General features: G+C 70.9%; 22 protein-coding genes. 7 read left to right on the forward strand and 15 right to left on the reverse strand.

The annotated features are described in order from the left end of the window. Positions 1 to 2: 2 nt before the first annotated feature. The gene (locus E1292_RS27660; RefSeq protein WP_246090370.1) at positions 3 to 1,082 is read right to left on the reverse strand and encodes a substrate-binding domain-containing protein; all 1,080 of its coding nucleotides are present in this window, start codon (positions 1,080 to 1,082) and stop codon (positions 3 to 5) included. A gap of 48 nt (positions 1,083 to 1,130) precedes the next feature. Between E1292_RS27660 and E1292_RS27665 the strand changes: the two genes are divergently transcribed. After that, entirely contained in the window at positions 1,131 to 1,577 is a 447-nt protein-coding gene (locus E1292_RS27665) for a MarR family winged helix-turn-helix transcriptional regulator (RefSeq protein WP_132598133.1), read from the forward strand. Positions 1,578 to 1,831: 254 nt separating this feature from the next. Here E1292_RS27665 and E1292_RS27670 read toward each other — a convergent pair whose 3' ends face one another. Beyond that, on the reverse strand, positions 1,832 to 3,109 hold the full coding sequence (locus E1292_RS27670; protein WP_132598134.1) for a Glu/Leu/Phe/Val family dehydrogenase: 1,278 nt from the start codon (positions 3,107 to 3,109) through the stop codon (positions 1,832 to 1,834). A 214-nt stretch (positions 3,110 to 3,323) separates the two neighbouring features. Between E1292_RS27670 and E1292_RS27675 the strand changes: the two genes are divergently transcribed. After that, positions 3,324 to 4,877, forward strand: coding sequence for an alkaline phosphatase D family protein (locus tag E1292_RS27675; RefSeq protein ID WP_165974771.1), 1,554 nt, complete (start codon positions 3,324 to 3,326; stop codon positions 4,875 to 4,877). Between the two features lie 4 nt (positions 4,878 to 4,881). Here the strand turns inward: E1292_RS27675 and rocD are convergent, their stop codons facing one another. The 3 genes from rocD to E1292_RS27690 form a co-directional block, all read right to left on the reverse strand. Beyond that, the gene (gene rocD, locus E1292_RS27680) at positions 4,882 to 6,096 is read right to left on the reverse strand and encodes an ornithine--oxo-acid transaminase (protein ID WP_132598135.1); all 1,215 of its coding nucleotides are present in this window, start codon (positions 6,094 to 6,096) and stop codon (positions 4,882 to 4,884) included. Between the two features lie 2 nt (positions 6,097 to 6,098). Beyond that, positions 6,099 to 6,896: a dimethylargininase gene (gene ddaH / locus E1292_RS27685; protein ID WP_132598136.1), complete on the reverse strand. Its 798-nt coding sequence runs from the start codon at positions 6,894 to 6,896 to the stop codon at positions 6,099 to 6,101. Positions 6,897 to 7,019: 123 nt separating this feature from the next. Next, entirely contained in the window at positions 7,020 to 7,505 is a 486-nt protein-coding gene (locus tag E1292_RS27690; protein ID WP_132598137.1) for an Lrp/AsnC family transcriptional regulator, read from the reverse strand. Positions 7,506 to 7,636: 131 nt separating this feature from the next. On the opposite strand from E1292_RS27690, the gene E1292_RS55470 reads away from it, so the two are divergent. Beyond that, entirely contained in the window at positions 7,637 to 9,949 is a 2,313-nt protein-coding gene (locus E1292_RS55470) for a GH1 family beta-glucosidase (protein ID WP_439331909.1), read from the forward strand. 202 nt (positions 9,950 to 10,151) lie between these two features. Continuing rightward, a complete protein-coding gene (locus tag E1292_RS27700; protein ID WP_132598139.1) occupies positions 10,152 to 11,327 on the forward strand; it encodes a hypothetical protein in 1,176 nt (391 codons plus the stop codon). A gap of 139 nt (positions 11,328 to 11,466) precedes the next feature. On the opposite strand, the gene E1292_RS27705 is transcribed toward E1292_RS27700, so the two are convergent. The 5 genes from E1292_RS27705 to E1292_RS55055 all read right to left on the reverse strand — a co-directional run bounded on the left by E1292_RS27705 (position 11,467) and on the right by E1292_RS55055 (position 17,608). After that, complete coding sequence (locus E1292_RS27705) at positions 11,467 to 12,870, reverse strand: glycoside hydrolase family 16 protein (RefSeq protein WP_132598140.1); 1,404 nt, start codon at positions 12,868 to 12,870, stop codon at positions 11,467 to 11,469. Between the two features lie 162 nt (positions 12,871 to 13,032). Next, entirely contained in the window at positions 13,033 to 13,866 is an 834-nt protein-coding gene (locus E1292_RS27710; protein WP_132598141.1) for a vWA domain-containing protein, read from the reverse strand. Further along, positions 13,866 to 15,170 (reverse strand): hypothetical protein, encoded by a 1,305-nt coding sequence (locus E1292_RS27715; RefSeq protein ID WP_132598142.1) that lies wholly within the window; start codon positions 15,168 to 15,170, stop codon positions 13,866 to 13,868. The genes E1292_RS27710 and E1292_RS27715 overlap by 1 nt, the downstream gene beginning before the upstream one ends. Before the next feature lie 153 nt (positions 15,171 to 15,323). Next, entirely contained in the window at positions 15,324 to 16,043 is a 720-nt protein-coding gene (locus E1292_RS55050; protein WP_132598143.1) for a DUF5941 domain-containing protein, read from the reverse strand. Further along, positions 16,040 to 17,608, reverse strand: coding sequence for a CDP-alcohol phosphatidyltransferase family protein (locus E1292_RS55055; RefSeq protein ID WP_132598144.1), 1,569 nt, complete (start codon positions 17,606 to 17,608; stop codon positions 16,040 to 16,042). Before E1292_RS55055 ends, E1292_RS55050 begins: the two co-directional genes overlap by 4 nt. A 150-nt stretch (positions 17,609 to 17,758) precedes the next feature. On the opposite strand from E1292_RS55055, the gene recO reads away from it, so the two are divergent. Both recO and E1292_RS27735 read left to right on the forward strand, forming a co-directional pair. Continuing rightward, complete coding sequence (recO, locus tag E1292_RS27730; protein ID WP_132598145.1) at positions 17,759 to 18,493, forward strand: DNA repair protein RecO; 735 nt, start codon at positions 17,759 to 17,761, stop codon at positions 18,491 to 18,493. After that, complete coding sequence (locus tag E1292_RS27735) at positions 18,490 to 19,263, forward strand: isoprenyl transferase (RefSeq protein WP_132598146.1); 774 nt, start codon at positions 18,490 to 18,492, stop codon at positions 19,261 to 19,263. Before recO ends, E1292_RS27735 begins: the two co-directional genes overlap by 4 nt. 4 nt (positions 19,264 to 19,267) lie before the next feature. Here E1292_RS27735 and E1292_RS27740 read toward each other — a convergent pair whose 3' ends face one another. Then, positions 19,268 to 19,816, reverse strand: a complete 549-nt coding sequence (locus E1292_RS27740; protein ID WP_165974772.1) for a CGNR zinc finger domain-containing protein — start codon at positions 19,814 to 19,816, stop codon at positions 19,268 to 19,270. Positions 19,817 to 19,887: 71 nt separating this feature from the next. On the opposite strand from E1292_RS27740, the gene E1292_RS27745 reads away from it, so the two are divergent. Continuing rightward, a complete protein-coding gene (locus E1292_RS27745; RefSeq protein ID WP_132598147.1) occupies positions 19,888 to 20,805 on the forward strand; it encodes a DMT family transporter in 918 nt (305 codons plus the stop codon). Here E1292_RS27745 and E1292_RS27750 read toward each other — a convergent pair. The 4 genes from E1292_RS27750 to E1292_RS27765 are packed head-to-tail and all read right to left on the reverse strand — an operon-like array spanning position 20,745 to position 23,762. Then, positions 20,745 to 21,134 carry a Fur family transcriptional regulator gene (locus tag E1292_RS27750; RefSeq protein ID WP_132598148.1) on the reverse strand — a complete coding sequence of 130 codons (390 nt, stop codon included), beginning with the start codon at positions 21,132 to 21,134 and terminating at the stop codon, positions 20,745 to 20,747. The two genes, E1292_RS27745 and E1292_RS27750, sit on opposite strands and share 61 nt — an antisense overlap. Then, the gene (locus E1292_RS27755) at positions 21,131 to 22,003 is read right to left on the reverse strand and encodes a metal ABC transporter permease (protein WP_132598155.1); all 873 of its coding nucleotides are present in this window, start codon (positions 22,001 to 22,003) and stop codon (positions 21,131 to 21,133) included. Before E1292_RS27755 ends, E1292_RS27750 begins: the two co-directional genes overlap by 4 nt. Beyond that, complete coding sequence (locus tag E1292_RS27760) at positions 22,003 to 22,785, reverse strand: metal ABC transporter ATP-binding protein (protein WP_132598149.1); 783 nt, start codon at positions 22,783 to 22,785, stop codon at positions 22,003 to 22,005. Before E1292_RS27760 ends, E1292_RS27755 begins: the two co-directional genes overlap by 1 nt. After that, positions 22,782 to 23,762, reverse strand: a complete 981-nt coding sequence (locus tag E1292_RS27765) for a metal ABC transporter substrate-binding protein (RefSeq protein WP_132598150.1) — start codon at positions 23,760 to 23,762, stop codon at positions 22,782 to 22,784. Before E1292_RS27765 ends, E1292_RS27760 begins: the two co-directional genes overlap by 4 nt. Between the last annotated feature and the right edge of the window lie 104 nt (positions 23,763 to 23,866).

Raw genomic sequence — 23,866 nt, forward strand, 5'->3', positions numbered from 1 at the left:
TTCTAGTGAAAAGGTTTCTCTAGCAAGAAATCCAGGCCGTCCGCCCTTCCGAGGTGAACGGGATGGCGTACCTGCCGTCCGAGCAGGGTGAGCGTTCCGCGCGCGCTGCTGATCGTGGTGCCGTCGGCCACCGCGTCCAGCGCCGGCACGGCCAGCGAACCGGCACGGGCGCACAGGGCGGCCAGCATGGCGACGGCCTCGTAGCAGCCGTGGCCGTGGGCGTTCAGCATGGGTGCGTCAGGGCCGAAGCGGGCGGCGTACCGCTGCGCGAAGCCGAGGCTGGCCTCCGTCGTCAGATCGCGGAAGTAACCCATCGACGCGTACAGCCCGCCGGTGGCGTCACCGCCGATGCCCAGCAGGCCGTGCTCCTCCAGCGCGCCGCAGAGCCGGGCCGCGCCGAGCCCGCCGGCCGCGTACGCGCGGTTGAAGTCCATGAGGTCGCTGCCGATCAGCGTCAGCAGGATGGCGTCCGGGCGGGCCGCCGCCACCCGGTCGAGCCGCCGCACCGCGTCGCCGTACGGCACGAAACTCTCGCCCACCACGGTGGCGCCGAGCGCGCGCAGCAGCGGGCGGGCGCTCGCGTGCACCAGGCGCGGCCAGATGTAGTCGTTGCCCAGCAGGAACCACCGGCGTGCCCCGCGCGTGCCGACCAGCCACTCGATCCCCGGCGCGAGCTGCCGGTCGGGGGTCTCGCCGAGGAAGTAGACGCCCGGCGCGTGCCCGCCGCCTTCGTACGGTGGCCCGTAGACGAACGGCGCCCGCCCGGCGATCGCGGCCACCACCTCGACCCGCACGTCACTGGCGTGGGCGCCCGCCACCGCCTGCACGGTGCCCGTCCTGACCAGCTCGGACACCTCGGCCGCCACCTGGCGCGCGGGCCGCCCGCCGTCGACGAGGACCAGCTCGACCGGCCTGCCCAGCATGCCGCCCGCGGCGTTGAGCTCCTCCGCCGCCAGGACGGCGCAGTTGATCGCGCAGGGGCCCATCAGGCCGAGGACCCCGGACACGGGCACGACCAGGCCGATCCTGATCGAACCTGACGGGAGGAGCCGGGCTTCGAGAGGATCGACGGTCGCCGCCACGCCGACGAGTATCCTCCCTTCTAGCTCCCCGATGAAAGGACCTTCTCCATGACCTCCTCTGGGCTCGGGTCCTCGCTCGCCTATCTGCTGAGCCGCGCGGAGCGCAGCGTCAACCGAGGGCTGGCGGCCGCGCTGGCGGGCGAGGACGTCACCGTCGAGCAGTGGCGCATCATGCGCGCGCTGGCCGACGGGCGGGGCGACTCGATGGGCGAGCTCGCCGCGGCCGTGCTGATGCCCCACCCCACCCTGACCAAGGCGATCGACCGGCTGATCGAGCGGGCGCTGGTCTACCGCGGGCCGTCGAAGGGCGACCGGCGGCGGGTGGCGGTGTTCGTCTCGGACCGGGGGGCCGAACTGCTCGCGCGGGTGGACGGCGCGGTGGCCGAGCACCACGGGCTCGTCGCGGTCGCGTTCGGCGCCGAGCGCACCGAGCGGCTCATGCGCGATCTCGAGGGCCTGGTGGCCGCGCTCGACTACGCCGAGCTCAGGAAGTGAGCCCAGGGCTCGGGATGTGGGCCCAGGGCTCGGGATGTGGGCCCAGGGCTCGGGATGTGGGCCCAGGAGGTGGGCGCAGGCGCCGGGGCCCGCCCCGGACGGCGGGCCCCGGTCGTTCTGTCCGGCGGTCGTCCTCGACCCCCGGTGGTTCTGACTCGCGGTCGTGGCGACCGGCAGTGGTAACGCGCGGCCGTGGTGACCGGCGGTGCCATGGCGCGGTCGTGCCGGCCCTCAGCCGTTCTGGCCGCTGATCGTCACGGGTAGAGTCCGCGCATCTGGTGCGCGTCGGCCACCCGGCCCACGCCGATGACGTGCGCCGCCTGCCTGAGCGTCAGCCCGCGCTCGGCGGCCAGCGACTTCACCTCGGAGTAGGCGCCCTGCATGAGGTCGCGCAGCTTGAGCTCGACCTCGCCGGAACTCCAGGAGTAGGCCTGCATGTTCTGCACCCACTCCAGGTAGGACACGATCACCCCGCCGGCGTTGGCCAGGATGTCGGGCACGACCGTGGTGCCGGAGGCGGCGAGGATCTCGTCGGCCTGCGGCGTGGTGGGCCCGTTGGCGCCCTCGACGATCAGCCTGGCCCGGATCCTGGGCGCGTTGGCCTCGGTGATCGCGCCTTCCAGCGCGGCCGGGACCAGCACGTCGACGTCCAGCTCGAACAGGTCGTCGCGGGCCAGCGCGTCGGCGTGGCGGTAGCCGTGCACGCCGCCCTCCTCGGCGACCCAGGCGCGCAGCCGGGCGATGTCGAGGCCACTGCCGGCGTAGACGGCGCCCGTGACGTCGGAGACGGCCACGACCTTGCAGCCGGCGTCGGAGAGGTACTGCGCGGCCAGCGCACCCACCTTGCCGAAGCCCTGCACGGCCACGGTCACGCCCTCGGGCGAGCCGCCCAGCGCGGCCAGCGCCGCGATCTGCACGCCGCGCGAGGTCGCGCCCGCACGGCCGAGCGAGCCGCCCAGCGTCATCGGCTTGCCGGTGACCACGCCGGGCACGGAGTAGCCGGCGTTGACGCTGTAGGTGTCCATGACCCACGCCATCGTCTGCTCGTCGGTGCCGACGTCGGGCGCGGGGATGTCCTTCTCCGGGCCGATCAGCGGCAGGATCTCGTTGACGTAGCGGCGGGTCAGCCGCTCGAGCTCGCGGGTGGTGAGCCCGGCCGGGTCCACGGCCACGCCGCCTTTGGCGCCGCCGTACGGGATGCCGACCAGTGCGCACTTCCACGTCATCCACATCGCGAGCGCGGTGACCTCGTGGATGTCGGTGCTGGGATGAAACCGGAGCCCGCCCTTGGCGGGGCCGCGTGAGACGTTGTGCTGGACCCGGTATCCCTGGACGACGTCGAGCCGCCCGTCCTCGCGCCGCACCGGGACCGAGACGGTCAGGGAGCGGCGGGGCGTGGCCAGCATCGTGCGGAGCCCGTCGTCGAGCCCGAGATGCTCGGCGGCCTGGGCGAGCTGGTGGAGAGCGGAGTCGAGCGCTTGACGGCCCGGTGTGATCAGGGCCGGCGTCGTTGACGGCACCATGATGCTCATTGAAGAGTTTCCTCCTGGTATTTACGCCCTTTTACGGGGAAAGCGCCATTGCCTTCCACTTTGGGCGATGTTGTTACGATCATCCTATGGCGAGGGGTTTGATCTTGCCTAGGTCTTGGAAGAAATCCAAGCCGGTGACCGAGGTGCCACGAGCGGCGCCACTCTGGCAGGCTTGCGAGCGGATGTATGCCGAATCGTCGATCTGAGGAGTGGAATGCCCGCACTCGTGGTGGGGCCGATGCTGCGTTATGTCGATCGTGACAGCGCCTCGATCTGGGTGGAGACCGCCGACCCCTGCACGGTCACCGTCGAAGCGGACGGCAGGGCTTACCGGTCGCCTACCTTCACCGTGCACGGACACCACTACGCGATCGTGGATCTCGTTGGACTCTCCCAGGATATCGGGTCCTATTCCGTCACACTCGACGGGGAGCCCGTATGGCCCCTGGCGGGTCGCCCGCCCAGCCGGATCAGGCTGTTGCCCGCTGAAGGGGTGCGCAAGCTGATGTTCGGCTCGTGCCGCACCAGCGTGCCGCACGACGCCACACACGTGATCACGCACGGCTACGACATGCTGAGCGAGCTCGGTGCCCACCTCGCGCAGGCCGGCGACGAGGAGTGGCCCGACCTGCTGCTGTTCCTCGGCGACCAGGTCTACGCCGACAGCCCGTCGCCCGAGATCCTGGCTTACATCAGATCGCGGAGGGACACCGAACCGCAGGGGGAGATCGCCGACTTCGAGGAATACGCCGAGCTCTACCGCCAGGCGTGGACCGACCCCGACATCCGCTGGGTGTTGTCCACCGTGCCGACCGCGATGATCTTCGACGACCACGACGTGCGCGACGACTGGAACACCTCGAAGACCTGGCGCGAGCAGATGGCCAGGACGCCATGGTGGCGCCGCCGGGTCATCGCGGGGCTCGGGGCGTACTACGTCTACCAGCACCTCGGCAACCTCTCACCGGCCGAGCGCGCGGAGGAGCCGCTCCTGCAGAAGCTGATGAGCGGCGACGGCGACACCGGAGACGCGCTCGACGCGTTCGCCGACAAGGCCGACGCCGAGCCGAGCAGCAACCGCTGGAGCTACGCCCGCGACCTCGGGGACACCCGGCTGATCATGGTCGACACGCGGTGCGCCAGGCAGCTCACGCCCGGCGACCGCCGCATGCTCGACCCCGACGAGTGGGCCTGGCTCGAGGAGCAGGTCACCCGCCCGGCCGAGCGGCTGATCATCGGCTCGTCGATCCCGTTCCTGCTGCCCGAAGGCGTCCACGGCGTACAGAACTGGAACGAGGCTCTGTGCGACGGCAAGTGGGGCCGCCTGGTGGGCAGGTGCTCCGAGATGCTCCGGCAGGCCTTCGACCTGGAGCACTGGGCGGCGTTCCGCCGCTCGTTCGAAGACCTGGCCGGCATGCTGATCAACCTCGGCAAGCCCGTGCTGATCCTCTCCGGCGACGTGCACTACTCCTACCTGGCCAAGGCCAACACCGGGCCGGTCTACCAGGTCGTGTGCTCGCCGATCCGCAACCCGCTCAGCCGGGTGCTGCGCTGGGCCAACGTGCTCACCCAGTTCGGCCTGGCCACGCTGGTGGGCGGCCTGCTGGCGCGGTCGGCGGGCATCCCGAAAGCGCCCTTCCGGTGGCGGATCGTCAAGGGCCCCTGGTTCCAGAACGCGGTGGCCACCCTGACCCTCCCCGGCACGCTGACCTGGTACGAGTCTCGCAACGACGCCATGAAGCCGATCGAGTCCGTACGCGTGGGCTGACGCCCTACCGCTCCTTCAAGGCGTAGAGAGCATCGGTGAGCTGGTCGATCCCCCAGATCAGGTCGTCCTCGGAGACGACGATCGGCGGAGCCAGCCGGATCGTGGAGCCGTGCGTGTCCTTGACCAGCACGCCGCGCCTCAGCAGCGCCTTCGACACCTCGCGCCCGGTGGCCAGCGACGGCTCGATGTCCACGCCCGCCCACAGCCCGCGGCCGCGCACCTCGGTGACGCCCTTGCCGATCAGCTCGCGCAGCCGGTTGTGCAGGGTCTCACCGAGCTTGGTGGCCCTGGCCTGGAACTCGCCGGTGTTCAGCAGCTCGATGACCGCGATGCCCACCGCGCACGCCAGCGGGTTGCCGCCGAACGTGGACCCGTGCTGGCCGGGGTGGATGATGCCGAGCACGTCGCGGTCGGCCGCGACGGCCGACACCGGTACGACGCCGCCGCCGAGGGCCTTGCCGAGGACGTAGATGTCGGGCACGACGCCTTCGACGTCGCACGCGAACGTCTGCCCGGTGCGGCCCAGGCCTGACTGGATCTCGTCGGCGATCATCAGGATTCCGCCGGCCGAGCACAGCTCCCTGACCTCGGTCAGGTAGCCGTCCGGCGGCACCAGCACCCCGGCCTCGCCCTGGATGGGCTCGACGAGCACGGCGACCGTGTTGGCGTCGACGGCCTGCCTGATCGCGTCGGCCGAGCCGTAGGGCACGATCCTGAAGCCCGGCGTGTAGGGGCCGAAGTTGTCGTGCGCATCAGCGTCGGTGGAGAAGCTGATGATCGTGGTGGTGCGGCCGTGGAAGTTGTTCTCCATCACGATGATGTTGGCCTGGTCGGGCTCGACGCCCTTGACCTCGTAGCCCCACTTGCGCGCCACCTTGATGGCGGTCTCGACGGCCTCGGCGCCGGTGTTCATGGGCAGGATCATGTCCTTGCCCGTGAGGTCGCCCAGGCCGGCGCAGAAGTGCGCGAACTGGTCGTGGTAGAACGCGCGGCTGGTCAGGGTCAGGCGTTCGAGCTGGTCCCTCGCCGCCTCGACGATCTTCGGGTGGCCGTGGCCGAAGTTGAGCGAGGAATAGCCGGACAGGCAGTCCAGATAGCGCTTCCCCTCGACGTCGGTGACCCACGCTCCATGTGCCTCGTGGATCACCACGGGCAGCGGATGGTAGTTGTGGGCGCTGCGGCTCTCGCTGATCTCGATCAGCTCTGCGCTGGTGGTCATGGTCAGTTCTCCCCCCTGATCTCCAGTGTGCAGCACTTGGGACCCCCACCCGCCTTACGCAGCTCCGACAGGTCGACCGGGATCACCTCGTAGCCCCGGCGCTTGAGCTCCAACTGCAGGTTGGAGGCCTCGGCGTTGATCACCACGTTGGCGCCGTCGCTGACCGCGTTCAGGCCGAGCACCTCGGCGTCCAGAGCGGTCGCCAGGACCGCGTCGGGGAACATGCGGCGCAGCACCTCCTGGCTGCCCCGCGAGAAGGCCTGCGGGTAGTAGGCCACGTTCCGGCCGTCCAGCGGGAACAGCGCCGTGTCCAGGTGGTAGAAGCGCGGGTCGACCAGCGTCAGCGAGATCACCGGCCGGCCCAGGACCTCCTGTGCCTCCTGGTGGGCGCGCACGTCCGTGCGGAAGCCCGTGCCGGCGAGGACGACCTCGTCGAGCACGAGGAAGTCGCCCTCGCCCTCGTTGACGTGCTGCGGCTCGTGCGCCGGATATCCGCGCTCGGCGAACCAGCGCAGGTAGGCCGGGCCCTCGGGGCCGCGCTGCGGGTAGGCGAACCTGGCGCCGTAGACGCGCCCGTCGACGACCAGCGCGCCGTTGGCGGCGAACACCATGTCGGGCAGCCCGTCGATCGGGTCGATCAGGCTGACGCGATGGCCGAGTTCCTCGTATGCGCTCTTGAGGTCTTCCCACTGCCGAACCGCGACGTCGCGGGACGCGCCGGCTTCCGGGCGCATCCACGGATTGATGCTGTATTCGACGGCGAAGTACTCAGGGCGACACATGAGGAAGTGTTTGGGCATGCAGCGCTCCATCATCGTTGACCAGGGAAAATCCCTCTCTGGAGGGACGCAGCCAGCCTAGGAACCGCCGTCATGGCGGCCAAGACGTCGACATTGCGTATATGCGCAGGTCTGTTGCGTCTTTCAGGCGCTCGTACGCGGTCCGTTGCGCGGTTGGGGCACGGTGGTGCCAGGAGGTGCGTCGACCAGCCTGGAGAGCACGATGACGCTCTTGGTCCGCACCACGAACGTCTCCGCAGCGATGCGCTCGATCACCCGCTCCACGTGGCGGACGTCCGTCGCCCTGATGTGCAGCAGCGCGTCGGCCTCGCCGGTGATCGTGGCCGCCCCCACCACCTCAGGGAACTTGGCCACGGCCAGCGCGATGTCCGAGGGCTTGGTCTTGCCCTGGCAGAACAGCTCCACGTAGGCCTCGGTCGTCCAGCCCAGCGCCTGGGGCGCCACCCGGGCGCTGAACCCCGTGATCGCCCCCGTCGCGCGCAGCCGGTCGACCCTCCGCTTGACCGCCGACGCGCTCAGCCCCACCTGATCACCGATGTCCGCGTACGTCGCACGGGCGTCGTCGACGAGCGCCGCGATGATGTCACGATCGAGCCGGTCCAGTTCCACGCGCTCTGTATACAGCCTGGCCAGGCTGGCGCGCGACGTGCGGCGCGCGGGAGACTGGGCGCTCGAACCGTGTCCGGAGGGTTTTCACCACGATGAGCGCAGCGAGTTTCCCCGAGGGTTTCGTCTGGGGAGTGTCGACTTCCGCTTTCCAGATCGAGGGAGCCACGACCGCCGACGGCCGCGGCCCGTCCATCTGGGACGGCTTCTCCGCCGACCGCGCGGAGGCGTGCGACCATTACCGCCGCCGTACGGAGGACGTGCGGTTGATGAAGGACCTCGGAATAGCCGCCTACCGGTTCTCGGTGAGCTGGGCGCGGGTGATTCCCGACGGCTGCGGAAAGGTGAACACGGCCGGGCTCGGCTTCTACGACCGGCTGCTCGACGAATTGCTCGCCGCGGGCATCACGCCCTATGCCACCCTTTATCACTGGGACCTGCCGCAGGCGCTGGAGGACCGGGGCGGCTGGCCGGTGCGCGACACCGCCCGCCATTTCGCGGATTACGCCGCGGCCGTCCACGAACGGCTCGGCGACCGGGTCGACACGTGGTTCACGGTGAACGAACCGTGGGTGGCGGCCTTTCTCGGATACGGCTCCGGCATTCACGCGCCCGGCAGGACGTCGGCGGCCGACGCCTTCCGCAGCGCCCACCACATGCTGCTCGCCCACGGGCTGGGCGTCCAGGCGCTGCGCGCCGCCGGGGCCGCCAAGGTGAGCGCCGTCGTCAACCACTCGCCCGTGCTGACGCCCGCCCAGGTGAGCGACTCAGGCAGGGAGCTGAGCGAGGAGGACGCCGAGGCCGTGGCCAGGATCGACGCCCTGGCGAACCGGCAGTTCCTCGACCCGATGCTGCGCGGCGCCTACCCCGCCGACCTCATCCCGCTCATCGAGCGCCACGCGGGGCTCGGCCACGTCCGCGACGGCGATCTCGACGTCATCGCCCAGCCCATCGACCTGCTCGGCGTCAACTACTACGCGCCGCTGGTGGTGCAGGCGCAGCCCAGCGAACCCGCCGATCCGGCTTTCCCGGGAAGCGAGGGCGTGCTCTTCTGCACGGTGCCCACGGCGGTTACCGCCATGGGCTGGCCCATCGTGCCAGGCTGCCTCTCCCAGCTGCTCGGCCGCCTTTCGCGGGAATATCCGGAAACCGACCTGATGATCACGGAGAACGGCGCCGACTTCGTCGACGTGGTGACCGGCGACGGCATTCACGACGTCGACCGGATCAGCTTCATCGAGGAACACCTGCGCGCCCTGAGATCCGCTATCGAGAACGGCGCCAGGGTCCGCGGATATTTCGTCTGGACGCTGCTCGACAACCTCGAATGGGCCGACGGCTACCAGCGCAAGTTCGGCCTCGTGCACGTGGACTTCGCCACCCAGAAACGCCGCCTGAAGGACAGCGCCCGGTGGTATCGCGACGTCATCGCGCGCAACGGCCTGACCGAGACCCGCGCCAGGCGGCCCACCTTGGAGACCGTGGCCGCCCGCGCCCGCGTATCCAGAGCCACGGTCTCGCGCGTCGTCAACGGCGAGACCTCGGTGAGCCCCGAGGTCCGCGCGACGGTGATGCGGGCCGTCAGAGAGCTCGGCTACGTGCCCAACGCCGCCGCCCGCAGCCTGGTCACCCGGCGTACCAACACGGTCGCCCTCGTCCTGTCGGTGCCCGGGCAGGGCGGCGATCCGCTGACCGCGGCCGTCGTCCAGTACGTCACCAGCATGCTCGAGGGCGCGGGCAAGCAGATCACGCTCATGCTGGCCGACACCGCCGAGAGCCACCGCCGCATCGCCTCCCACGTGGAGGCGCGGCTGGCGGACGGCGTCGTGCTCCTGCCGCCCGACCGGGCCGACACCCTGGCCGAGCGGCTCTCGCGGACCGGCGTGCCGATCGTGCTGCTCGGCAAACCCGCGGTCGCGTCGCTGGTGCCGTACGTGGACGTCGACAACGCCGGGGGAGCGGCGGCCGCCACCGAGCACCTCATCGCCCGCGGCCGCCGCCACATCGGCATGATCTGCGGCCCCATGGACCTGACCTTCGTCCAGGACCGCCTGGCCGGTCACCGCGCGGCCCTGCACCGCGCCGGCATGAGGCCGCTACTGGCCCTGGCCGACGACCTCACCCGCGCGTCCGGTGCGGCGGCCGCGCGCCGGCTCATCGGCGACAACCCGTCCCTGGACGCGATCTTCGCGTCCGGCGACCAGCTCGCCATCGGGGCGTTGCGGGCGGCGCAGGAGGCCGGGCGGCGGGTGCCGGAGAACCTGGCGATCGCGGGCTTCGACGACGTCGACGCAGCCTCGGCCACCACCCCGCAGCTCACCACCGTGCGCGTCCCTGTCGCCGACCAGGCCCTCGCGCTCGCCCGGCTGCTGCTGTCGCGCCTGGAGGGCCGCCACGTCACGTCCGTCGTGCTCCCTGCCAGGCTCGTGGTCAGGGACTCCACCTGACGGCCGCCACGTCCCCTCGGCCGTGCTCCCGGCTGGTCATGGGCTCCACCTGACGGTCGCCACGTCGCGTCGGTCGTGCTCCCGGCGGGGAGTTGCCACCTGACGGCCGCTCATCCGTCTCTTGTCTCCCAAATCGGGCGCCTGCCGTCGATCCGCGCCCCGGCGACTTAGCATCGATGGCAGGACCCCGCTGGGAGGCCAGATGCGCTTCGTCCGCCGCAAGCAGGAAGCATCCGTCGAGCCCGACGGCCAGGTCACCCGCATCGCGCCCGCGGCCGCGTACGACGGCGACCTCTACCACCTGCCCGAGTGGGCGCGGCGCCGCGGCGAGGAACGCGCGCTGGGCCGCGCCCACGCCGAAGGCGGCCAGATCGACACGCTGACCCTCCAGACCGGCAGCGTGCCCCGCTTCCACGAGCTGGAGGACGAGCGCCTGGAAGAGCTCGCCAGGATCGACGAGTGCACCGAGCGGGAGACCCAGCGGGCGCGCGCCGAACTCGAGGCGCAGAAGATCCGCCTGGCGGAGTCGCAGCGCGCGTTCGGGGAGGCGCGCAAGGCCCTGGACGACAGCCGGCAGCGCGTCACCGAGCTGGAACAGCCCAGCAGGCGCCCGGGCGACGGCCGCCCCAGCTCGATCGCGCTCTCCGGCAGCCACTGGCCGGTCGTCCGCCGCTGGCTGCCCGCCGCGCTCCTTCTGCTGCTCCTGCTGGTCGTCGAGGTGCCCATCCTCTACCAGGTGATCCTCAGCTGGGGCGACAGCGTCGCGATGACCGCGCTCCTCGCCGCCGGCGCAGCCCTGATCATGCTGGTGGCGCCCCACATGTACGGGCGGGCGTTCCGTTCCTGGCAGGAGCACGGCAGCTCGGCCCAGGGACGCTGGCTGCTGATCGGCGTGGCGCTCGTCTGGCTGGGCCTCATCGTCGCCGTTGCCGTGCTGCGCCGGGACGCCCTGGTCAAGCCCCTGGTGGTGGACGGGCAGGAGATCGGCCCCACCTCCGAGGGCGTCGGCCAGCTGCCCACCATGGTCCTCCTGCTGGCGCTCCTCGTGGCCACCGCCCTCATCGCCGCCGACCTGGGGCGCCGCATGCACAACCCCAACGACCGCCGCCTCAGGGAACTACGGGCCAAACGTGACGCCGAGGCCCGCGCCTTCGCCGGCGCCCAGGCGGCCTACCAGCACGACGCCGGCTACGCGGAGAGCATCGCCCACTACGTCGAGGCGGTGGATCGCCGCCGGGCCAGCCGGCTGCGGCAGCTCGACAGCGGCTTCGACAGCCTGGCCACGGCGTACCTCGGGGGAGTCGTCGAGGGCCTGAAGGACCCTGAGGCGGCCAGCTGGGCCGAACGCATCGTCCTGCGGCGCCGCACCCGCTCCTGACCTGTTCCGACGCTCCGCGGGCCCGTACGCATCGTCCTGCGGCGCCGCACCCGCTCCTGAGACCTCCTCCGACGCACGGCGGGCCCGTACGCACGGGATCACGCGCGTACGGGCCCGCCGGCGGAGGCGGGACAGGCGGTCAGGAGGTGGTGAAGGTGAACCAGTTGACGTTGACGAAGTCGGCAGGCTGGCCGCTGCTGAAGGTCAGGTAGACCGTGTGCGTCCCGGTCACCCCGGAGATGTTGGCCGGGATGGTGCGCCAGCTCTGCCATCCGCCGGTGTTCCCCACGGCGAAGTCACCGATGGGCGGGGCCGTGGGGCTGTCGAGCCGCACCTGCACCAGCCCGCTGACCCCGGCGCCCGCCCCGGACGCCACCCTGGCCTTGAACTGGCCGGCGGCCTGCGAGCCGAACCTCACCCCGTCGAAGCGGAGCCAGTCACCGTTGGAGATGCCGCCGACGTTCTGGCCGCCGCCCGAGTCGGTGGTCGACTCGACCATGGTGCCGGACTGGGCGGTGTAGCGCTCGGCCTGGATGGTGGAGCGGGCGTCGACGCTGCCGGGCGGATCGGTCGGGTCGGGGTCGGGGTCGCCGCCGTCCGTGCCGCTCTGCCAGACCGCGACGTAGTCCACCATCATCGGCCTGCCGGGCACGGTGTCCCCCGTGGGGGTCCCGAAGCCGGCCACGCCGTTGGGGAACGCGCCGCCCATCGCCACGTTGAGCAGCAGGAAGTAGCCGGCGTGGCCGGTCATGTTGTTCCAGGTCGTGGCGTCGAACCGGGACTGGCTGAGGCTGTGGAACTGCTGGCCGTCCACGTACCAGCGCAGCTGGTTGGGGCTCACGCTGCGGTCCCACTCGAAGCGGTAGGTGTGGTACGCCGACTGGCAGGACGCGCCGGGGCAGGCGCGGCTGGCGCCGAGGCCGTTGTTCTCCTCGCAGGGCCCGCCGGGGGCGACGCCGCAGTGGAGCACGGCCCAGACGGAGTTGATCCCGTTGACGTTCTCCATGATGTCGAACTCGCCGATCCCCGGCCAGTTCCAGTAATTCCCCCGGTACGGCGACCCGAGTGCCCAGAACGCCGGCCAGTAGCCGAGGGCGGCGTTGCCGGTCACGTTCGGCATCTGGATGCGGCCCTCGATGCGCAGGATGCGCCCGTCGGCGGGCTTGAAGTCGGATCGCCTGGTCTCGATGCGGGCCGAGGTCCACTCGCCGGAGCCGCTGCGGAGCGGGGTGATGCGCAGGTTGCCCGAGCCGTCGAGGCTGAGGTTGGAGGTGCTGGAGGTGTAGTTCTGGATCTCGCCGGTGCCCCAGTTGGCCGGGCCGCCGGGGTAGGCGTGCCCTGTGTCGATGATCCAGTTGTTCGACGAGGGCAGGGTGTTCGCCGGGCCTTCGAAGTCGTCGGACCAGACCAGTGACCAGCCGGACGGCGTGGACGGCACGGAGGCCGAGGCGCCGGCGGTCATCTGGACGAGCAGCCCGGTGAGTGCGGTGAGAACCACGGCCACGGCCGCCACGCGGCGCCGGCGCCTGTTCGCTGTTGTCATCATCGCTCCATGGGGGGTGTGGATGCGAGAGAGCGCTCTCTCAACGATGTGAACACAGCGTTTACTTCCTGTCAACAATCACCACACCGGGCACGCAACCCTGGTGAAAGTGCCGACCGGCGCGATGCTAGAGAGCGCTCTCGTTACGGCCTATGCCGGACGTCACAGCAGGTCCACGGTGGTCGCGCCGGTCGCTTCGAACGCCTCCAGCCAGAACGCCTCCAGCTGGGGGAACCGGTCAGGGCTCGACGTCTTCTCCCGCAGGAAACCATGCACGACCACCGCGTACCCGGTCATGTCGGGCAGCAGCCGCGCGTCCCGCAACTCCTTGACCTTCTTGCTGCGCGCGCTCTCGCTGAGGTCCAGCCGGTTGATGTCCAGCTCGCCCCGGTTGTTGATCAGGTCGCTGAACACGATGATCCGGTGCGCGTTGTCCGGCTGCCGCTGCGCGCTGAGCTGCTTGGCCACGTACCGCAGCGCCCCCAGGACGTCCGACCCCTCGCCCTCCGTCGGGCAGTCGAACAGCTTGACCGCCCTCGGCACCACCTGCGTGATGCGGTGTTTCCTGACCCGCTCCTCGACCACGGGATTGTCGTTGGGGTTCTCGGCCCGGGTCGCCGCGACGGGCACCGGGTCCTGGCGGCAGGCGCTGCTCTCCGAGCTGCCCGTTACCGCCGCGAACCCGATCCAGTCACACCCTTCCGCGAACGCCGGCAACTTCGAGGTGACGTCGTTCCTGGAGGTGGCGGGATCGGCGTAGCTGGTCGAGTCGACGACCACCCCGCAGAGCCCCCTGGCCTCGGTGCCGCACGCCGTCAGGCCGGCCGTGACCACCGGCAGCACGAGTAACGACGCGATCAGGCGGCGCGCCGTACGGGCTCTCCCCGAACCCGGGCGCCGCGCCCTGGTCCCGCGACTCTCCTCCGCCACCACCCGACCTCCTGCCTGCGCGGCGAGCGCCTTCCGCGGTTCTCCTGCCTGCGCGAACAACGCCATCAGCCGTTTTCCCGTCCGCGTGGCGAATCGTGCGGGTCGTTCCTCGTGCCCGGAGCATCCTCCGTGTCCCTGTCCCTGTCCGCGTCCGCGTCTGGGTCCCTGTCCGCGTCCGCGTCTGGGTCCCTGTCCGCGTCCGCGTCCGCGTCTGGGTCCGTGTCTGGGTCTGGGTCCGTGTCTGGGTCTGGGTCCGTGTCTGGGTCTGGGTATGCGTCCGCGTCGGTGTGCGGTGTGCCCGGTGACAGCTGGCGGGGGGAACCGCCGGGCAACTCCCGGGGCAGCACCTCGGCGTGCCACACCTCGATGCGGCTCTCCACCTCGCGCAGGATCCGCCCGATCTGCTGCCGGCCCGACACCGCCATGGGGTTGCCCGCCGTGGCGTCCATGGCGATGATCTCGCCCTTCCACAGCGACGGGACCTCCTCCTTACGCGGATGGGCCCGCAGCACGCCGCTCTTGTACGCGGCGATGAGCTGCTCGGCCCTGGCCTGCACCGCTTCCACCTCGTGGTCGCGCTGGATCAGCGCGCTCTCCCACTCCTGGGTGAGGTGCTCGATGCGGGCCCTGGCCCGCTGCACGCCGGCGTTCGCCTCCTCGACCACGGCCCGCCGCCGCGCCTCGGCCCGCAGCGCCCTGGCCTCCGCGATCGAGATGAACGGATCCCGCTCCCTCGATCCCACCGCCCGGGCGGCCGCCGCATCGGACCCCGTCGCCCGTGGCACCGGCACCCCGCCGGACCCGACCCCGGACACGGCGTCCTGCCGGACTTCGGGGGTGGTGCCCGGACGGTTCTCGGGAGTGGTGTTGGAGGTGATGTCCGGGTGGTTCTCGGGAGTGGTGTTGGAGCCGGTTTCGGGGGTGGTGTCCGGGCGGTATTCGGGAGTGGTGTTGGAGCCGGTGTCCGGGTGGGTATCGGGGGTTGCGTGCGAGCCGCTCGCGGGGGCCGGTCCTGGGCCGGGCTCGGGGGTGGTGCCCGGTCCTGGGTCGGGTGGCGCGGGGGCGTGGCCGTTAGGCAACGTGGACGGCGGCGGCAGCGTGTCGCTCCTGCCCAGTTCCCGCAGGATGACCTCCCGCTCGCCCAGCGCCCGTTCCATCAGCGCCGTACGCGTGGCGGCCAGGCGGCGGTCGACCTCGGTGATCTGCTCGCGGGCCCGGGCACGGATCTCCGTCACGTACGCGGGCTGGAACTCCGGATCGGTGAACTCGCCTAACGGATGACGGCGGGCGTCCCGCATCCCTTGCCGGCGCGCCTCCTCGCGCTCGGCCAGCGGATCGCCCCGCTTGAACAGCCGTGACAAGAACGCCATCCGCGTCTCTCCTGGCTCCGGCCGGACCGGAACCCGGCCCGAGTGTCCCTGAACCCAGACTAAGTGCTCAGTTCCGGGTGATGGCGGCACGGCGCGCATTGTCGCCGAAGCCGCGGCACGTGCGGAGGATCGGTGCCGCGGCTCCGGCTCCGGTCAGCCCTTGGCGGCTTCGCCGTTGGCCTGCTCCATCGCCTCTTCGGGGGAGGCTTCGAGGTCCTGCTCGGCGTCGGCGCCCGCCTGGGCGGAGGACTTGTCGAGGCGGACCCAGCTCGTCACGCTCTCCACCGCGAACAGGACGAACAGGTAGGCCGTCAGCACGGCCAGCACCGGGGTCAGCGCTCCGAAAGCGGCCCCGGCGCCGATGATGAGCAGGCGCACCTCCCATCCGAGCCCCGCGTGGAACACCCAGGCGGGCGGCCAGATGCTCTGGCGGGTGCGGTAGACGGTGTCGTAGGTGTGGTAGCCCACGACGTACACCAGCACGAACAGCAGCCACCTCGGCGCGTCGGCCACGAGGCCGATGGCGATCATGGTGAGGAACTCGGTGCCCCGCAGCAGCGGCGGGGTCAGCCAGTCGAAGCGGCCCAGATGGTTGCGCGGCGCGGTGGGCAGCACCAGCAGCAGCATGATCGCCACGGGCAGGAGCAGGATCGGGCCCGGCACCAGCACGCCGGCGACGATGAGCCCGATGATCGCCAGCAGGGCGACGAGCGTGGCGGGCACGGGCGGAAGGCCCCTGCCGATCTTGCCGGCCAGCGCGTGGGCGAGCGGGCCGTCGTCGCGGTAGGCGAGCAGGCGGGCGGTCTGGATGCGGCGGCGTTCCTCGTCGGGGTCCGGCGTGGGGGTGGCCATGGCCTGCGGTTGGGTGATCATACGAGCGACCTCATGAGGCGTCCGGTGAGGGTGTAGATGGCGGCGACGGAGCCCCAGATCACCAGTGTGAGGAAGGTGATCCGGGCGTCGAAGAGGGCGGCGGTGATCGCGATGGCCGCGAACCGCTCGCCGATGGGGAACACGATCATCTTGCGTGCCCAGTGGACGGCGCGGTTCTTGCCCGCCTTGCTCCACATCTTGAGCACGCCTCGCACGCCCTGGCTGCGCTCGACCTTCCGCCGCGTCAGCGCCTCGCGCAGGTCGCGGTCGTCGGGCGCGTCGAGTGCCAGGGTGGGCAGCTTGGCCGGCGGCTTGCGGCGGTTGGAGATGCCGAAGGAGAAGTCGAGCAGGTGGCGCACCGACTGCAGGCCGAGCGCGGCCAGCGCCAGGATCCAGATGTCCTCGCTGTTGCCGGAGACCACCCAGCCGATGGCCAGGCCGGCGAAGACCACGTATTCCTTGAACCGGTCGAACGTGGCGTCCAGCCAGGCCCCCAGCACGCCGAACTTGCGGGCGTAGCGGGCCACCTGCCCGTCGACGCAGTCGAAGACGAACGCGAAGTAGATCAGGATCCCGCCCGCCACCATCCACGGGCGATCGCCCGTGGCGAAGCACGCGGCCGCGGCCACGCCGAGCGCGATAGAGATCAGCGTGACCTGGTTGGGCGTCAGCCCGCGCCTGGCCGCCCAGCGGGCGATGAAGCGGGAGTAGGTGGAGACGAAGTAGGTGGTGAAGAAGCCGTCGGCGCCCTTGACCGCGTTGTTGAGCCTGGAGCGGTCTTCGTCCATGCCGGTCATCTCGGCGCCGGCTTCGTTGACCTCCTCCTGGGTGGTGACCCGGCGGTAGAACAGGTCGCGGCGGCCGCGGATGCCGACCGACACGCCGTTGCGCACCAGGCCGAACACGATGAGCTGCACCAGGTCGTCGTCATCGCCGAAGCGGTGGGCGATCTCGGCCAGCTCGCGGCAGGTCTGCGCCAGCACGGGCGCGTTGCGCGCGCTCACGTGCAGCGGGCCGAGCAGCGCCGCGTTGGGCCTGGTGACCGCGTGGTAGGCGGTGCCCACCGAGACCACGCGCGAGGACTTGCCGATGCGGGCGCGGACGGGCAGGCCTTCGAGACGGTCGTAGCCGATCTCCGGCTCCGCCTCGGCGATCGGGACGCGCCCTTCCTGGACGGGCTCGTCGTCGCTGTCTTCCTGGCCGTTGTCTTCCTGACCGGTGTCCTCCTGCGCCTCCTCGGTGATCCCGTAGCGCGGCTCCTTCGCGACGAGCGCCAGCGCACCGCGCTTGGATTTGGTGATCTGGTAGATCAGCTCGTCGTGGACGACGGAGTTGGTCGGGATGATGAAGAGGTTTTCCGTTGCTGATGCTGCGACATCGGCCAGGGCTCGCAGGGCGGCGGCCACATCGCCTGACTCGATGGTGGCGGGCCGCGGATCCATGGAGGTGACCTGGCTGCGTAGTCGTTCGGCCACGGTGGGGTTGCCGGTTAGCGCGGCCAGCCTCAGGCCGGTCGGAGAGGTTTCGGGGCCGGGCGAGGCGCCCAGCAGGACCACGCGGGTCATGTCTCCCTTTCGAGGCGGTTGCGGGGGGTTGAACAACGGGTGATGCGGGGACAGGCGTCAAAGTCTAGTGAGGGTTACGCAAAGTCGCGTCAACAGAGCATGCCCGTAACGTCCGCCCGTCGGTACCGAGAGTGGCCGTAAGATGTCCGAGTGAGTCTCTACCGTGACGAAGGCGTGGTCCTGCGTACACAGAAACTCGGTGAGGCCGACCGCATCGTCACCATTCTGGCCAAGCGCACCGGCAAAATCCGCGCGGTGGCCAAGGGCGTGCGCCGCACGACGTCGCGTTTCGGGGCGAGGCTCGAGCCGTTCACCCACGTCGACCTGCAGCTGCACACCGGGCGCACCCTCGACGTCGTCACCCAGGCGGAGACGCTGAGGCCCTATGGAGAGGCGCTGGCCGCCGACTATCCGCGCTACACCGCGGGCACCGCGATGCTGGAGACCGCCGACCGGCTGACGCACGGGGAGAAGGAGCCGGCGCTGCGGCAGTTCCTGCTCCTGGTGGGCGGGCTGCGCACGCTCGCCGACCGGGATCACGAGGCCAGATTGGTGCTGGACGCCTATTTCCTGCGCTCCCTGGCCGTGGCCGGCTACGCCCCCGTGCTCGACGCGTGCGCGAAGTGCCGGGCCCCGGCGATCAGGGCGTTCGCCATCGTCGCCGGTGGCGTGGTGTGCGGGGCGTGCAAGCCGTCCGGGTCCGTCGTGCCCGCCGGAGAGACGATCGGGCTCATGGCCGCGCTGCTGCGCGGCGACTGGGCCCTGGCCGACGCCTCCGAGTCGCGTCATCGCGGCGAATGCAGCGGCCTCGTCGCCGCCTATCTGCAGTGGCACCTCGAACACGGCATACGCTCTCTCCGACACGTCGAAAGGGAGCCCGCGTGAACGTCCGACCCCCGTCCCCGCATCCGTCAGGCGCGACACCGCCGCCGATCCCGCGCGAGCTGGTGCCCCGGCACGTCGCGATCGTCATGGACGGAAACGGCCGCTGGGCCAAGGCGCGGGGGTTGCCGCGCACCGAGGGGCACAAAGCAGGCGAGTCCTCGCTGTTCGACGTCATCGAGGGGGCTCTCGAGCTGGGCATCCCCTATCTGAGCGCGTACGCGTTCTCGACGGAGAACTGGAAGCGCTCGCCCGACGAGGTGCGTTTCCTCATGGGCTTCAACCGCGACGTCATCCGGCGGCGCCGCGACGAGCTCAACGCCATGGGCGTGCGCGTGCGCTGGGCCGGCCGGCCCGGGCGGCTGTGGAAGAGCGTCATCTCCGAGCTGCAGACGGCTGAGGAGATGACCGTCGCCAACCGCACGCTGACGCTGCAGTTCTGCGTCAACTACGGCGGGCAGGCCGAGATCGTCGACGCGGCGGTCCGGATGGCCGAGGACATCGCGGCCGGGCGGGTGAGGCCGTCCAGGGTCAACGAGAAGGTGTTCGCCCGCTATCTCGACGAGCCGGAGATCCCCGAGGTCGACCTGTTCGTACGGTCGTCGGGCGAGCAGCGGTTCTCCAATTTCCTGCTGTGGCAGTCGGCCTACGCCGAGATGGTGTTCCTCGACCGGCTCTGGCCCGACTTCGACCGCAGGGATTTGTGGGAGGCGTGCGAGACCTACGCCAAGCGCGACCGCCGCTACGGCGGGGCGATGCCCAACCAGGTCTAGCGGCTCAGGCGCGGCGGCGGGCGCGATAGGCGGCGACGTGCATGCGGTTGCCGCACGTGCGGCTGTCGCAGTAGACGCGCGAGCGGTTGCGTGATTCGTCCACGAACACCCGGTCGCAGTCGGGCGCCGCGCACGTGCGCAGTCGTTCGGCCTCGCCCTCGACCAGCAGGTGGGCCAGCGCCACCCCGCAGTCGGCCGCCACGTGCTCCGCCAGCGCCGCGTCGGCGGCGAAATAGTGCACGTGCAGCGGGTGCCCGTCGTGCTCCGTGAGCCTGGGCGTGATGCGCGTCTCCGACAGCAGCGCGTTCAACGTGCGGACCGCGGTCGGCTGGTCGGTGGCGGTGAAGACGCGGTGGAACGCCTCCCGCACCATCCGCACCTGGCCCAGGTCGCGGGCCGTGAGCCGGCTCACGCCGCTGATCTGGCGGGACTCCACGAACGCCTGCAGTTCGGCCAGGCCGGCCAGGCCCTCGTCGCCGCCGGTGGAGGGCGAGGTGTTGACCAGCTCGACGACGGTGGCCAGCGAATGCACCATGTCATGGCCAAACGGCATGTTGACTCCTGTACGCGCCGGGTTCTAGCGTTGTCGCAGCGTATCTCTTGCATGGGGTTCCGGGGGTTTCCGTGAGTGCACATCGGCGTATCGTCATGGTCGCGATCGCCGGAGCGCTCATCATCTCCACCTCTGGTCCCATGGTCCGCATGGCGGACGTGTCACCCGCGACCTCCGCTTTCTTCCGCTGCGCGTACGCCGTGCCGCCGATGCTCGTGCTGGCCTGGCTGGAGCGGCGCAGGTTGGGGCCGCTGCCGCGCAGGGCCCTCCTGCTGGCCTGGTCGGCGGGCGCGGTGTTCGCGCTCGACCTGCTGTTCTGGCACCACGCGATCGAGTACGTGGGCGCGGGGCTGGCGACCGTGCTGGGAAATCTGCAGGTGTTCATCGTGGCGTTCGCCGCCTGGGCGGTGTTCGGGGAGCGGCCGTCAACGCGGCTGATGGTCGGGACGCCGGTGGTGTTCGGCGGCGTGGTGCTGATCTCCGGGGTGTTCGACAGCGCGGCCTACGGCAGCGACCCGATGATGGGGGTGCTCGCGGGGGTGGCCACGTCGCTGTCGTACGCGGTGTTCCTGCTGCTGATGAAGGCGGGGCCGGATCGTGGCGCGGGCCCGCTGGCGCACGCGACCGTGGTGACCGCGGCGACCATCGCGCTGCTCAGCCCGGTGTTCGGGGGCGCCGACTTCACACCGAACTGGCCCGCGCACGGATGGCTGCTGCTGCTCGCGCTCGGGCCGCAGGTGCTCGGATGGTCGCTGATCACGTTTTCGCTGCCGCGCCAGCCCGCCGCGCTCACGGCGCTGCTGCTGCTGATCCAGCCCATGACGACCGTGGGCATCTCCGCGCTGGCGCTGGGGGAACGCCCGTCGGTGTTGCAGCTCACGGGCTGCGCGGTGATCGTGCTCGGGGTGCTCTACGGCTCCCGGCGCGCTCAGCCCGTCCTGATCGAGGTGGAGCAGGACGAGCAGGTGCCGAAGACCTCGACCGTGTGAGTGATGTCGGTGAAGCCGTGCTCGGTGCCGACCATCTCGGCCCAGCGCTCGACCGCGGGGCCGGCGACCTCCACGGTGCGGCCGCAGCGGCGGCACACCAGGTGGTGGTGATGGGTGTCGCTCGCGCAGGCGCGGTAGACCGACTCGCCGTCGTCGGTGCGCAGCACGTCGACCTGGCCGCCGTCGGCCAGCGCCTGCAGCGCGCGGTAGACCGTGGTCAGGCCGATTTTGGCGCCGTGGAGGCGCATCTCGGCATAGACGTCCTGCGCGCTGCGGAAACCCTCGCTCTTGCGGAGGGTGTTGTGGACGGCGTCGCGTCTCGTCGTCATGCGACCTCCTCGACGCGCAGCTTTGGTCGCTCGCTCAATGATGACTCCTGGGTCCGGCCTCGCCGTACGAATCTACCGACACCGAGGGCCAGGACGAAGCCGGCGAGCGCAAGAAGCACGATCGCGGCTCCCGGAGGGACCTTGGCGGAGTAGGTGGAGGCGAGCAGGCCGCCCACGGAGGCGAGCACCCCGAACAGCATGGCCAGCAGCATCGTCGTGCGGAAGCCCCGCGTCAGCTGCTGGCTGGTGGCCACCGGGATCACCATCAGCGCGCTGACCAGCAGCAGGCCGACCACGCGCATGGCGATGACGACGGTGAGCGCCGCCGTGACGGCGATCAGCAGGCTGAGGAAGCGAACGGGGAGCCCGCTGGCCCTGGCCATCTCCTCGTCCTGGCAGAGCACGAACAGCTCCCTGCCGAAGATCACCACGACCGCGATCACGGCGGCGGCCAGCGCGGCGATGATCCAGATGTCCTCGGGCGTGACGCTGGCGATGGCGCCGAACAGGTAGGAGTTGAGCTTGGTGGTGCTGCCGCCCGGCGCGATGCCCATGAGCATGACGCCGCCCGCGATCCCGCCGTAGAACAGCAGCGCCAGCGCCACGTCGCCGTTGGTGCGGCCGCGCGCCCTGACCAGCTCGATGGCCACGGCGCCGAGCACGGACACGATCACGGCCGTCAGCACGGGAGCGGTGCCGGTCAGGAACCCCAGCGCCACGCCGGTCAGCGCCACGTGGCCGATGCCGTCGCCGAGCAGCGACAGCCTGCGCTGCACGATGAACGTGCCGACCGCGGGCGCGCAGAGCCCCACCAGCAGCGCCGCGATCAGCGCGAGCTGGAAGAGCTCCTCTTGAAGCAGCTCAATGATCATCGTGGGTCCCCCTGCCAACCCGTGAGCGGTCCCGCGCCCGGCTCGACGGCCGCGTGCGGGTGCTGGTGCTCGTGCCCGGGCCGCGCGCAGTCGCCCTCGGGCCGCGGCGGCCTGCCGTCGTGAGCGACCCGGCCCTCGCGGATCACGACGCCGCGCGTGATGATCGGCTCCAGCGGGCCGAGCTCGTGCGCGACCAGCACCACGGTCTTGCCGTCCAGCACCAGCGCGGAAAGGGTGTCGGCGAGCAGTTTCTGGGTCTCGGCGTCCACGCCCGCGGTCGGCTCGTCCATCACGTACGTGTCCGGCTCCCCGGCCAGCGCGCGGGCGATGAGCACCCGCTGCTGCTGGCCGCCGGACAACGACTGGACGGGGTCACCTTCGCGGTCGGCCAGCCTGACGGCCTCCAGCGCGCTCGCCACGGCCGCCCTGTCGGCCGCGCTCGTCCTGCGGAACCTGCTCTGCCTGGCGATCCGGCCGGAGGCCACGACCTCGTGCACGCTGGCGGGCACGCCGCCTCCGACGTGCAGCCGCTGCGGCACGTAGCCGATGCGCCACCAGTCGCGGAACCTGGCCGGCGGCGAGCCGTACACCAGGGTCGTGCCGCCGGACAGCGGCGTGAGGCCGAGCAGCGCGCGGACCAGCGTGGACTTGCCCGAGCCGTTGGCGCCCAGAAGGGCGACGACCTCCCCGGGACGGACGGTCAGATCGATCCCCCGCAGGACGGGCTTGCCCTCGAAGGAGACCCGGCCGCCGGTCATCGCGAAGGCCGTTTCGCTCATGCAGTACACCCCAGTGCTGTTTGTAGGGTTTTGAGGTTATCGCGCATGGCAGACAGGTAGTCCCCCGAGGGCTTGCTCTCCAGCGGGTCGAGCACGGCCGTCTTCGCGCCGACCTGGCTCGCGAGCACCTCGGCCACCTTCGGGCTGACCAGGGTCTCGGTGAAGATCGTGGTCACGCCCTCGCTCTTGGCGAGCTTGGCCACCTCGGAGATGCGGGTGGGCGACGGCTCGGTCTCGGGGTCGAGCGTGATGCCGACCTGCTTGAGCTTGTAGCGATCCGCGAGGTAGCCGAACGCCTCGTGCGCGGTGACCAGCGTCCTGGTCTCGCACGTGCCCAGGCCCTTGGCGAGCTCCTGGTCGAGCGCTCCCAGCGCGGCGGCCGTCCGGGCGGCGCGGTCCTGGTACGCCTTGGCGTGCGGGGCGTCGGCGGCGGCCAGCCGCTCGCCCAGCTTCGTGGCGACGGTGGCCAGGCGGGACGGGTCGAGCCAGAGGTGCGGGTCGTAGGCGACCTCGTGGCCGTGCTCCTCGGCGCCCTCTTCCGCGTGCTCACCCGCGCCCTCCTCCGCATGCTCCTCGGCGTGCTCACCGGCGGGCTCACCGGCGGGCTCACCGGCGGGGATCGTCTTGACGGCGGTGGCGGCGTCGAAGCTCGTGTCGGGCTCCACGGCGTCGTCCACGGCCGGCTGGACACCCTTGACGTAAACGGTGAGCGCGGCGTTCCTGATCGCCGTGACCTGCTGGATGCCCAGCTCCAGGTCGTGCGGCTCGACGCCGGGAGCGGTCAGGCTCGTCACCTGGACGTCGGATCCCCCGACCTGTTCGGTCAGCCACTGGAGCGGGTAGAAGGCGGCGACCACCTCGGGCTTGCCGCCCTCCGCCGCGGTGTTGGCGGACCCGGCGCCGCACGCGGCGGTGGTGATCAGCGCGGCTCCCGCCAGCAGACGTGCAGCACAAGACCGGGAAAATCCTGAAATCATGCACCCAGTATGCGACAGAATGAAAATGATTGTCAAAATCTAGGGTGAGTGCGGTCGCTGGGGGAACGGCGGGAGCCGGCAGGTAGTGGGGCGGGGAGTGGCGG

This window comes from Nonomuraea deserti (genome assembly GCF_004348685.1).
GTDB classification, from domain to species: Bacteria; Actinomycetota; Actinomycetes; order Streptosporangiales; family Streptosporangiaceae; genus Nonomuraea; species Nonomuraea deserti.

Excerpts from the sequence above, each read along its gene's own strand:
- E1292_RS27740 (WP_165974772.1), bottom strand. The coding sequence starts at position 19,816 with ATGCCGTTTGGCCATGACATGGTGCATTCGCTGGCCACCGTCGTCGAG.
- E1292_RS27700 (WP_132598139.1), top strand. The coding sequence starts at position 10,152 with ATGCGCTTCGTCCGCCGCAAGCAGGAAGCATCCGTCGAGCCCGACGGC.
- E1292_RS55055 (WP_132598144.1), bottom strand. The coding sequence starts at position 17,608 with ATGACCCGCGTGGTCCTGCTGGGCGCCTCGCCCGGCCCCGAAACCTCT.
- E1292_RS27750 (WP_132598148.1), bottom strand. The coding sequence starts at position 21,134 with ATGACGACGAGACGCGACGCCGTCCACAACACCCTCCGCAAGAGCGAG.
- E1292_RS27765 (WP_132598150.1), bottom strand. The coding sequence starts at position 23,762 with ATGATTTCAGGATTTTCCCGGTCTTGTGCTGCACGTCTGCTGGCGGGA.
- E1292_RS27665 (WP_132598133.1), top strand. The coding sequence starts at position 1,131 with ATGACCTCCTCTGGGCTCGGGTCCTCGCTCGCCTATCTGCTGAGCCGC.
- ddaH (WP_132598136.1), bottom strand. The coding sequence starts at position 6,896 with ATGCCCAAACACTTCCTCATGTGTCGCCCTGAGTACTTCGCCGTCGAA.
- rocD (WP_132598135.1), bottom strand. The coding sequence starts at position 6,096 with ATGACCACCAGCGCAGAGCTGATCGAGATCAGCGAGAGCCGCAGCGCC.
- E1292_RS27675 (WP_165974771.1), top strand. The coding sequence starts at position 3,324 with ATGCCCGCACTCGTGGTGGGGCCGATGCTGCGTTATGTCGATCGTGAC.
- E1292_RS55050 (WP_132598143.1), bottom strand. The coding sequence starts at position 16,043 with ATGATCACCCAACCGCAGGCCATGGCCACCCCCACGCCGGACCCCGAC.
- E1292_RS27715 (WP_132598142.1), bottom strand. The coding sequence starts at position 15,170 with ATGGCGTTCTTGTCACGGCTGTTCAAGCGGGGCGATCCGCTGGCCGAG.
- E1292_RS27760 (WP_132598149.1), bottom strand. The coding sequence starts at position 22,785 with ATGAGCGAAACGGCCTTCGCGATGACCGGCGGCCGGGTCTCCTTCGAG.
- E1292_RS27705 (WP_132598140.1), bottom strand. The coding sequence starts at position 12,870 with ATGACAACAGCGAACAGGCGCCGGCGCCGCGTGGCGGCCGTGGCCGTG.
- E1292_RS27670 (WP_132598134.1), bottom strand. The coding sequence starts at position 3,109 with ATGAGCATCATGGTGCCGTCAACGACGCCGGCCCTGATCACACCGGGC.
- E1292_RS27710 (WP_132598141.1), bottom strand. The coding sequence starts at position 13,866 with ATGGCGTTGTTCGCGCAGGCAGGAGAACCGCGGAAGGCGCTCGCCGCG.